Genomic DNA, 10,542 nt, shown 5'->3' with positions numbered 1-10,542 from the left:
TGGTTAGTGATTGGTGCGGTGGTGGCCGCAGTGATGTCTAACATATTTATGTATGACGAAGATGCCAATACGTCGGCACCTTTGTATATCACCTATGCCAGCGGGGCTTTAGCCTTACTGCTTTGCTGGGCCAGGGAGCACCATCGGCATGTATTTCACTAAAAGGAGCAAATGACAAGCGAGCTACAAAGCAGTCCTAAGCATACAACGCTCTCACAGTGCCCCGTAGTGAGCAAGTTATGCTATTCATGTGCCTAGAAGCCCATTAAAACGACTCAATTAAGGCCGTTTTTCATAAACCAGCACCGGTCTAATTAAGTATTTCATTCAGTTTGGTATCGCAAATATGCTCACCGAAGTCGAAATTAAGAACGTGCCCCAGCCATAACCCGTTGTCAGATGACTCTATCGGGCACCTTGGGTTGTAAATTGTCTGTCACTAAAAGTAGGGTCCCAAGGTCTCAGAACCATCAGGTTAATTTAAATTATACTACGTAAGAACACGCAAAAGCGCTTTAAGCAAACAAAAGAAACAATATAAGTTCTTTCGCATTTTGTACATTCGCTTCATACCGCTCTGTCTATTCGTTGCTTTGGTCTCCGGGGTGCTGGATAGCTAAGAGGTAGGGCTCACTCTCTTTCCCTTCTGGTGATACAGCTATGATTTGTAATACGAAGTCTATTTTTTCCTTAACTTTATCACCCCCATCATACCATCTAATATACAGAGAATTCTCATCGAAGTTATGGTGCCTGGGCATAACTTCAAAGTCAGGAACTCCATGGCTATCAAAAGTCCCTGAGACAACCTTTAGCCTGTAGCCAGTTGTTTCAATAGGGTTCTCATTTCCAAATCTGATTTTTATATATCCATCTTCCGAACAAGACCCCCCATTTCCATCATCGTAACCGCGTTTAATTAACTCTAATCGGGCTTTTGGTATAGCCAATGGGTGACTTTGGTGCTGAACACTAGGTACAAATTCAGTGAAACCAGGCGCAGGCCTGCAAGCATGAGCGCTGCCGTATGCTAGAGATAGAATGATTAACAACAAAGTATTGTGCATTTTGCCTCACTTTTGATAGCCAAAAATTGTCGATAATACATAAGATGCGGACACTCAACGCTTAGCGCCCGCTACTAAGTACTTTACTGTGCAATCACTTCTTTAATTAGCGGGTACTCATGCGTTGCCTGACACCCGTCAACATATATTTTTATTGGTTTGCCCGTAACATAAGCAGACAACAGCAGTGTATATGTTTCTTTAAATAAGCTTTCATCTGCACTTAAAAATAAGTTTGTTCCTCTCGTACAGCCACCAGAAACCATGTTTTCATGAGTAAAATAAATGCCATTTCTAGTTGGCTTTGGGTACACTTTCGTGATTTTTCCTGCCTGATTCCATTCTCCAGCCACCGAGCCAAAAGACGAAAAAGCCATTAATACTGTTGCTATTGTTTTTTTCATTTTCTCTATTTCCTTTCACATTTTATTGTTATATATAAATTAAACTGGGCGCAAAAAAGCAAGCTACTCCGAATAACAATTATTCAAAAAACACACTTATACAACACCAAAACCAATACTAAAGTTAATGGATTTTCTGGTAAGTTTTATTTTAAACAACTCCCTAGTTTTTAAAGTGATTAATATATCAATAAACAGACCATCCAAATTAGCATTTATTGAGTTGCTGGCCAGGGAGCACAAACAGCACCACAGTTAACCTAGTCAATAACGGTGATAGCGTACTATTAAACAGGCGTCCGACTTTTACTGGCCTTAATTGAGTACAACATCGGTACTTGCTGACCTTGATGCAGCTTTTGATACCCCAACTCAGGCACGAACTCCAGCCCCTCAAAGCAATCGTACGGGCTATATGGGTGCTCAACAAAAGACTCAATATTCAGACCCGCACCAATCAGCGCATTGACCACATCACTGACCGAGTGGGTCCAGGTCACGGTAGTGGCTTTAGTGCCATCACAGTTTTCTGTGTAGGTACCCTCTTCTTCAATATCAGGCGCACCATGAGGAAAATATGCATAGCCTGCCAGCAGGTCATTAATGGGATGAAACTCAACCAGGTGAAACACTCCACCCACTTTTAGTGCGCCGGCCACTGTCTTTGCCCATGCGGTTAAATCGGGCAACCAGCACAAAACACCGTATGAAGTGAACACGATATCAAACTGACGCATATTGCTTTGGCCAAAGTGGATCACATCACTTTCGATAAACTCCGCTTTTAAACCAAGCGCATCTTTAAGGGTGTTAGCTTGCGCAATGGCACTTGCTGATAGGTCTACCCCGGTTACATCGGCACCCAAACGTGCCCAGGATAGGGTATCCTGGCCAAAGTGACATTGCAGATGCAATAAAGACTGGCTCTTCACAGGCCCCACCTGCGCCAGTTCAACCGGATTCAGTGAGCACTGCCCGGCCTTAAACCCGGCCACATCATAAAATTCTGATGCCACGTGTACTTGGGTCCTTTTATCCCAGGCTGACTTATTAATGCTTAAATAATCCATCGTCTTTCCATGCGTTATTTTTCTATTTAGAGGGTGTTAACTTTATCTAAATGCCCTGACTCTGACCAGTTTAGTGAGTGACAACTCAGCAGTTCTGACAAGCACTTTTTGCAGCGACAATTACCCAAGCTTCCTAATCTTCCCAATGGCATTCTTGGTAGTAAGATTTAATTGAATCTGGCGATATGTCTGCTAGTGGCTCACCGGCATCATACCCGGCAGCGAAGAACAAGAAAGTACGAAAAGGCGATTCAAACTGAAGAAGTGCACACCCCAGATCAGTGAAGTAAAGCGATCCGCCCTGCGATTGCCCGTAGCAGTTGCTTTGGCCCGCAAAAAAAAGCGCTGCCTCTAACTTATCCAGCTTAAGGACATCATTGCCAGCAAAAATCAGGCTCTGTTCGACAGAAGAAGGGTCGATTGAAAACGCGACCAGTTTTCCATCTTGATACTGCAGGTCACTAATACCTGATACCCCTGCACACACTGCGTTTACTTCAGACTTGGACATCCCGAATTTCAGCGCGCCAAGTGCAACAAGGGGTTCAAAAATAAATTCCACAATGGTATTCCTTTTAAATCTCTGATCTCATCAACCAGAATGATATTTGGGTACTCAAAACAAGTAATTACTACAGATCTAATCCCAGCTTTTTGTGCAGAGACTCATCCGCAGGTATATACACCGACTCTTTCGGCGTACACAGCAAGTCCAGTCTGCCATTTTTTATATTTTCTCTTTGCTCATTAACAAATTCCGAAATATCGGATATATCCAATATCCAGTCACGGGCATAACTCTGAACCGTTTCGCCTTTAATACCCAATTGAATCGCTCTTCGAGCTTGCTTGTCACCGAATGGTCCATGATCAGGATCCCATTGCAGGCGAACGTCTGATCTTGCCATCGCTGACTTCCACTCATCCCGGGTGTTATATTGACTCTGCTCATATGAAGAAGGCACTGAGCGTGCAAGTATGCTGTCGAATGCCGTGCGATGAATTTTAACAGCCAGTGTGACCTCTTGATTTGCCTTAGTTCCCCAACCCGAACGGTACATCATCCATAAAAAATTGGGCTTTATCCAGGTCATTCGGGTAAAACTAAAATCACCACCAAACGTTTGGTGCCTGGCAGCGTACTGTCCAATCGACTGATTATATGCCTGATATACGGTGACAGATTTTTCATCATGTTGTGCCAGTATCACTTTTCCTTCTTTTGGCCATCGGGCCAACTGCGCATGATAACTTTCACAGCGTATATTGTTTTTAACCACTTACTTTTAACCTACTCCTGTAAAGGTACTGACCATAATTGATGTCCCATCACTTAGCGCCAAAAACATCATGACGCAATACTATTATTTACCTGCGATGCGAGGCCGCAGCGAACAATAAAAATATCAATTAAGCAAAAGAACGCATATTTTACACTAATCAATTATTTGGTGTCAGGATTAATGTTAAATATCAGAAAGATAGGAGGAGGTAATTTGGCTTTTTGAGCGACTTTCACACAATACCTGCGTGCAACTTGTGTGAGCACTTAGACTCTATTTTTCTGATACAAGCAGGTTGGTTTTAAGTGCGCAGGATAAGATCATACTCAGTGAGTAGATAGACGCCCAAAATTCTGCGCTCAGATAAAAGCCCCATACCTTAAACCTGGCCAATCTAAAGTGGATATTTCCGAGATCACGTGACCTATCCCAACCACCTAATGTGACTTAACCTACAACCCTAACCTACTACAGCGAGCCGATGTGACATGGAAGTTGACTATTATATCGGCGAGGTTTTTACCAACTGTCAGGTCCACAATAATTTTTGCCCCGGAGTCTAAGTATTTCTTTAGTACATCGTGCGTACAGACAAAGTTCAGCGTCTTTGCTTTGTATTGGCTTTTCTTTTTTTCAAATAATGCGTCGCTTCGGCTAAAGCCTTCAATACCGATATTTAATGAGCCCACATCTGTTGAGTCATAAAAAGAAAGTAGCTTAGCTTTATCTCCATCTCTAAGGAGCAACTGAGAAACATCCCCTTCAAGCCTGACATGTTCATTCTCACTATTAGTCGCTTTGTATATTATTAAAAGAATCAGCCCCAATGCCACGACAAACACATGTAACAACTGCCTGCGTTTTTGATTCAAAACATATCTCCGGAAAACCTATTAATCATCATATCATCGCAAGCGTCCTAATAAAGGCACCATACCAGAATCATCCCTTAGATCTTTGGAAAGGATGTCCATTAATCACAAACAAAAAATATACCAGAATCAAATTAAATTTAGGGCACCCCCCGCCATCTCCTTGCACAATTGAACGACATTGTGCACCTGTCGAAAAATGAGCATAAAGCATTAAATCTAAAGGACTTCATAATAACCAAAAACAAATTTCAAACAGCCTTTTGGCCTTAATCCAGGTGAAATGTGCAAATAATGTGAAAGTTGCAGTGTGGGCTTTGTGATTATTGCAATTTTGGGCTACCTTCCTCAGACAGGCTTAAAATAGCAAACCTTTCGAAAGGAAGGGACGCAAAGCTTCCGGTCTAAGGTGCGTACTAAGATAGCGGGGTTGCTGAATGCCAATGAGTATAAATGAAGCGTAAACCAATTTGCTTAATTAAGTGGGCAACTTTGAGGCGAGAAAATATTGCCGATAACAAGGCGAGAATTTTGATGTTTAGCTGGGCTAAAAGAAAAATTTTTAACACAGTTAGCGTCAGATTTGCTCCTTCAAATTGAACACGTATTAAGTGAAATCGGTGTTATGTGCATACTGTTGTTTTGTATGCGCATTGCGTAGCATATTGGTATTCACGCCAATGGCATGAGCTGTCATACCTTCCTCTTTTGGTCTCTCCTCATACCTGAACTTGCTCTTGCTATTGCAGCCTGTTAGCTCTGGTCAACGCTTAACCCGCGAAGAGCAGCAGGGAATTAACATGTCAAATGGCAATGTTTCGGGGAACTTTCATGAGACAACGTAAATACAACACCAGGCAGCACCGGTTTTTAAAAACCAGTTTCTGCTTACTGGCTTTGGGGCACTCCATACACGGCTTGGCTGCGCAGTGCGAGTTCAAAGTGAAGAACGAATGGCAAAGCGGTTATACCGCAGAAGTCACCGTGTATAACAACACCGATGTTGCTATTGATGGCTGGTCAGTCGGATTAGAGTTTAATCAGGGTGAGTCCATCAATAACGCCTGGCGTGCTCAACTGGGCGGTAGCAACCCCTACCAATTTGAGAACCTCAGCTGGAATCGCAAGATTAATCCAAATTCATCCAAGACTTTTGGCTTCAACGTGCAAAAAAGTGCCGGGCAAGCCGCAGTTACACCGAGCTTATCCGGCATTTGTGAGAGCGGCGGGCAGGATGACGATAACGAAGTCAGTGTTGCCATTACCGCGTCAGACACTCAGGCCACGGCACCTGCCACTATCCAGTTCAGCAGCGAAATTGCTAACTCAGCATCGGACAACGTGAGCTATCTGTGGGATTTTGGTAACGGCCAAAACTCAGATGAAATGAACCCACAACATACTTTTGAGCAGCCGGGTAATTACCAGGTGTCATTAACCATCAACGACGGCACCAATGACTACCAGGCGGAACCGATTGCGCTCTCGATTGAAGAAGCTCAGCCAGAATCAGCACTCTGTCTGTTTGAAGTGGAACAAGAGTGGATCTCCGGCTTTCGCGGCAAGGTCACAATCACCAATACAGAGAGCGTGGCCATTTCAGGCTGGAAAGTACTGATGGAGTTTGCCGACAACACTAAACTGACTGGCGTCTGGCATGGCAATCACAGTGGCAATAATCCGTATGAGATTGTGAACGAGAACTACAACGGCACCATCAACCCGGGTCAGAGTTTAAATTTTGGTTTCAATGCCCAAAAGGCACAAGAAAATGACGCGCCAACAACGCCTTCACTGGGCGGGTTATGCTCGGTAGACGGCAATATTAATCGCGCCCCCTCGGCCATTGCATCAGCTTCTGTGACAAGCGGCCAGCGTCCTTTAACGGTGAACTTTGATGGCAGTGACTCTTCCGATCCAGACGGGGATGCCCTGACGTACAACTGGGATTTTGGTAACGGTAATACATCAAACGAGCCAAACCCTGCGTATGTTTTCGATCAAACAGGCACATTTACGGTCAAACTATCGGTCAATGACGGGGTCAATAGCACAGTCAGCCAGCCCATCAGTATTCAGGTCGCAGAACCAGATGTGGCACCCATCACCGGACCATTTGAGTTAAACCCACAAAGCTCCAGCCTTTACTTTGTCTCCACCAAAAAACAGCACGTGGTTGAAGCACATACCTTTGAAAACCTCAGCGGCAGTATTTCTACGCAAGGGGCTGCAAGGCTCAATTTGGATCTGACCAGCGTCAATACGGGTAACGAAACCCGGGATGGCAGAATGAAGGAGCACCTATTCGATACCAGCTTGTTCCCTGAAGCCGAAGTGCTGCTCGCGGTTGATTATGCAGCCCTGTCTGCCATGCCTATCGGTAGCACCGAACAACAGACCGTCACCGCCACAGTGAACCTTACAGGCGTGATAGCCGAAGTGACTACAGACGTGGCAGTTCGCCGACTTACGCACACTAAGATTATGGTGCAAAGCCTTAAGCCGGTTGTACTGGATGCGACAGACTTTGGCCTGGAGCCAGGCATAGAAACACTGAGAACACTGGCGAATTTATCTGTGATCAGTTACGCGGTTCCCGTGAGCTTTAATTTAGTGTTTGAAGCGCAGGAATAGGAGGGAAAGAAGATGATATTTAATAACTTAACACGATTCTCTACCTTTACTCGTGCCCGCTCAACGGCACCAGCTATCGCCAAGTTTGCCGTTTGCATGAGTTTAATCGCGAGTGCGCAATTTGCTCAGGCGGCACAGTGTTCATTTACCATTCCGGACAACTGGAACAATGGGTTTAAAACCGAGATAGTCATTGCAAATGACTCAGATCAGAGCATTAACGACTGGTCCCTCGAACTCACCTGGAACCAGGGCATATCCCTGCAAAATGGCTGGAATGGCAATTTCGACTGCAACGACACGGGGTGTACCATCACCTCTCAGGGCCATACCGTCCATGCAAATCAGTCATTTGGGCTGGGTTTTGTTGCCAGTAAAAATGGCCTGAGTGAAGACGTTGCCATCACTCTCAATGGCGATGTGTGCAGCAATTCAGGTCCGACTACGCCCCCGGATGCAGTCACAGAAACGGGCTTATGGGCACTGGACAGTACTGAGTCTTCTCTGAGCTATGTATCGGTCAAAAAAGACCATGTGGCAGAGCTGAACCAGTTTGTATCGCAAGATAATGCAGCCCCCGCTTTATCGGGCAGTATTAATGCCGATGGGCGCGTACTTCTGGCAGTCGATTTGAATAGCGTGTCTACCGGTGTAGATATCAGAAACAGCCGGGTCATGGACTTACTGTTTGAAACAGAATTACTGCCAACGGCGTACTTCAATGCTCAGATTGACCCTGCGCTATTGAGCACGCTGGAAGTGGGCAATCCGACGGTTCAAACCGTTACCGGTGAGATGAGCCTGCATGGCGTAAACCAAGAGATGAGCCTGGATGTGTTGGTAGTGAAGCTGGCAACTGGCCATGTTAACGTCAGCACGCTTACGCCGATGATCATCGACAGTAAAACCTTTGATATGGACTATGGTATTGAGGCGCTGCGAGTAGTCGCTAACCTAAGTGGCATTGGTGAGACCGTACCGGTTTACTTTAACCTGACCTTTTTATCAGCCGAGCAAGACAGTTTTGAGCCTGTTGATATGGCGGCTAAACCGGCTGCACCTTCGGAGCTGAGCGCCAGTGTCCTATCGGCCGAAGCTCAGGCGCAATTAAGCTGGTACGACAACAGCAATAACGAAACCAATTATCTGGTGCGATTAAAATCGCTTGATGGCCGCTGGCACACCACCGCAACGCTTGCCTCTAACGCCAGTTATTACGAGTCGGGTTTACCGGAGTCCGGCGAGTTTGATTACAAGGTGATTGCGCTGAACAACTCAGTGCCCTCCCAGCCGAGTAATATTGCGCGCGTCACAGTCACTGAAACCGACCCCATTGCCCGTGGCATGGAACTGTACAAGACCAACTGTGCCGGTTGTCATGGTTCTGAAGGCGGCGGTCTGGGTTCATTCCCTGCACTTAATACCGAACGTGATGTACAGGCCATGATTGATGTGATCACCGCGACTATGCCTTATGGCGCACCGGGCGCCTGTGATGAGCAATGTGCCACGGATATCGCGGAATATCTGCAAACCCTGTGGCCTGCACCATTAACCTGTGATGTGGGTGTCGCGCCTGTGGCATACGGTGCAAGACAGCTGAAAATACTGACCCAAACCGAATATCAAAACACAGTAGAAGACTTACTGGGAGTTGATTTTGAAGTGTCAGACGGCTTGTCGCCGGATTCTCAGGTAGGCTTTTTCATCAATAATACCCATGCCGCTGTGCAGCCTTCTAACTACAGCAACTACCTGCTGGTTGCCGAAGAAATCGCACAATGGGTGGCTGATAATGGCTACTCGCCTGCTTTAAGTTGTGCAGCCATCGATGAAGACTGTGCCAACCGTTTGATTGATGAGTTAGCGCCGCAGATATTCCGTCGACCGCTGACCCAGGATGAAGCGGACAGTTATCGACTGATCGCAACGGGCTTTTTCAACAATAACGACGTTGCAGCGGGCATGCAGTTAGCACTGGAAGGCTTACTGTCTTCGCCGCAGTTTATCTACCGCCATGAATTAGGCGAAGCGAACCCGGATAACTCAGAGCTGGATTACGACGCCTTTGAGCTGACCTCATGGGAAATGGCTACCTTCCTGTCTTATACCTTTACCGGATCAACGCCAGATCAGCTTCTGTGGCAAGCCGCTGAACGTGATGAGCTGCGTGATGAAGCCCATATCATTGCCCATGCAAACCGCCTTGCTGAGCAAGCCAAGCCCGTGTTGGGTGACTTTGTAGGCAGCTGGTTAGGCACAGGTAGTCTGGAAGTCGCCAGTAAAGATCAGGACCACTATCCTGGCTTTGCCAATCTGGTACCCGCCATGAAAGCGGAGATCAACGAAACCTTCTCCTACATCATGACTCAGCCGGACGAAAAATTTGGCTCGCTATATACCGCCAACTTCACGTTCGTCAACCAGTTGCTGGCCAGCCACTACAACATTCCAGGCGTATCGGGTGATGACCTACAAAAAGTAGAGACCACACAGCGCGGTGGCATCTTAGCCAATGGTGCGTTTATGTCGCGCTGGGCAGAAGTAGACGAATCGCACCCTATTTTACGCTCGGTCAGAGTGCGCCGCCGCATGTTGTGTCAGGAGCAACCCGATCCGCCAGCGGGTACCTTTGAAGCCAGAGAGCAAAGGCTTGCCGAGCTGTCTGACTTGTTACAAGACCCGACGACCACCAACCGACTCAAGTACCACAGCTTAACGGAAGGTCAGCCTTGTTCAAGTTGCCACGAAAAGTACATCAACCCGATGGGCTTTGGTATGGAAGACTTTGATGCCGTGGGCAACATCCGCAATCAAGACAATAACGGTAATGTGATCGACGCATCGGGCACGCTCTATGCTCCAGAGAAGTACGCACAGGTCAGTGACTTTGTGCCATTCAACGGCACTAAACAATTAGGTGCTGTGATAGCCGACCTTTCTTCTGCTCAAAGCTGCTTACCACAGCAAATGTTCCGCTACGTAATGGGTGTGGGTCATGACTCAATCGACCCGACGAGTGAAGAAGACAAGCGTCTGTCTCAGACAGAGCAGGTCGGTTATATGTGTGAAATCGACACACTGACCAACACCATGATGCAGGAAAGCCCGAGAGCCATGCTGGAGAAATTTGGTTCACTCAAGTCGGTGCGTTATCGCAAAGCCTGGTCCAGAAGCGAGTAATGCGGGTCACAACATTAAGAGGTTAGTAA

8 protein-coding genes and 1 riboswitch are annotated in these 10,542 nt (G+C 46.4%); of the genes, 2 read left to right on the top strand and 6 right to left on the bottom strand.

What is annotated here, in order from left to right; all coding sequences use genetic code 11:
* Positions 1-581: 581 nt before the first annotated feature.
* From MHN31_RS07705 to MHN31_RS07680, 6 genes are all read right to left on the bottom strand, one after another.
* Positions 582-950: a hypothetical protein gene (locus MHN31_RS07705; protein WP_239443963.1), complete on the bottom strand. Its 369-nt coding sequence runs from the start codon at positions 948-950 to the stop codon at positions 582-584.
* Positions 951-1,150: 200 nt separating this feature from the next.
* Positions 1,151-1,471, bottom strand: a complete 321-nt coding sequence (locus tag MHN31_RS07700; protein WP_239443962.1) for a hypothetical protein — start codon at positions 1,469-1,471, stop codon at positions 1,151-1,153.
* A gap of 287 nt (positions 1,472-1,758) precedes the next feature.
* The gene (locus MHN31_RS07695; protein WP_194867828.1) at positions 1,759-2,541 is read right to left on the bottom strand and encodes a class I SAM-dependent methyltransferase; all 783 of its coding nucleotides are present in this window, start codon (positions 2,539-2,541) and stop codon (positions 1,759-1,761) included.
* Between the two features lie 133 nt (positions 2,542-2,674).
* Complete coding sequence (locus tag MHN31_RS07690; protein ID WP_239443961.1) at positions 2,675-3,103, bottom strand: hypothetical protein; 429 nt, start codon at positions 3,101-3,103, stop codon at positions 2,675-2,677.
* Positions 3,104-3,173: 70 nt separating this feature from the next.
* The gene (locus MHN31_RS07685) at positions 3,174-3,821 is read right to left on the bottom strand and encodes a DUF4291 domain-containing protein (RefSeq protein WP_239443960.1); all 648 of its coding nucleotides are present in this window, start codon (positions 3,819-3,821) and stop codon (positions 3,174-3,176) included.
* Between the two features lie 455 nt (positions 3,822-4,276).
* Positions 4,277-4,696: a hypothetical protein gene (locus MHN31_RS07680; protein WP_239443959.1), complete on the bottom strand. Its 420-nt coding sequence runs from the start codon at positions 4,694-4,696 to the stop codon at positions 4,277-4,279.
* A gap of 355 nt (positions 4,697-5,051) precedes the next feature.
* Positions 5,052-5,134, top strand: a riboswitch (cyclic di-GMP riboswitch).
* Positions 5,135-5,527: 393 nt separating this feature from the next.
* On the opposite strand from MHN31_RS07680, the gene MHN31_RS07675 reads away from it, so the two are divergent.
* Positions 5,528-7,330 carry a cellulose binding domain-containing protein gene (locus MHN31_RS07675; RefSeq protein ID WP_239443958.1) on the top strand — a complete coding sequence of 601 codons (1,803 nt, stop codon included), beginning with the start codon at positions 5,528-5,530 and terminating at the stop codon, positions 7,328-7,330.
* A 12-nt stretch (positions 7,331-7,342) separates the two neighbouring features.
* The gene (locus tag MHN31_RS07670; RefSeq protein WP_239443957.1) at positions 7,343-10,513 is read left to right on the top strand and encodes a DUF1592 domain-containing protein; all 3,171 of its coding nucleotides are present in this window, start codon (positions 7,343-7,345) and stop codon (positions 10,511-10,513) included.
* The last annotated feature ends 29 nt before the right edge of the window (positions 10,514-10,542 follow it).

The sequence above is a fragment of the Pseudoalteromonas sp. McH1-42 genome (genome assembly GCF_022347845.1).
Lineage (GTDB): Bacteria > Pseudomonadota > Gammaproteobacteria > Enterobacterales > Alteromonadaceae > Pseudoalteromonas > Pseudoalteromonas rubra_D.
The sequence above is the reverse complement of the archived record's forward strand: the minus strand, read 5'-3'. Positions and strand labels throughout refer to the sequence as shown.

Bases quoted from the DNA above. Each gene is read 5' to 3' on its own strand.
- MHN31_RS07670 (WP_239443957.1), top strand. From the start codon at position 7,343: ATGATATTTAATAACTTAACACGATTCTCTACCTTTACTCGTGCCCGC.
- MHN31_RS07700 (WP_239443962.1), bottom strand. From the start codon at position 1,471: ATGAAAAAAACAATAGCAACAGTATTAATGGCTTTTTCGTCTTTTGGC.
- MHN31_RS07675 (WP_239443958.1), top strand. From the start codon at position 5,528: ATGAGACAACGTAAATACAACACCAGGCAGCACCGGTTTTTAAAAACC.
- MHN31_RS07695 (WP_194867828.1), bottom strand. From the start codon at position 2,541: ATGGATTATTTAAGCATTAATAAGTCAGCCTGGGATAAAAGGACCCAA.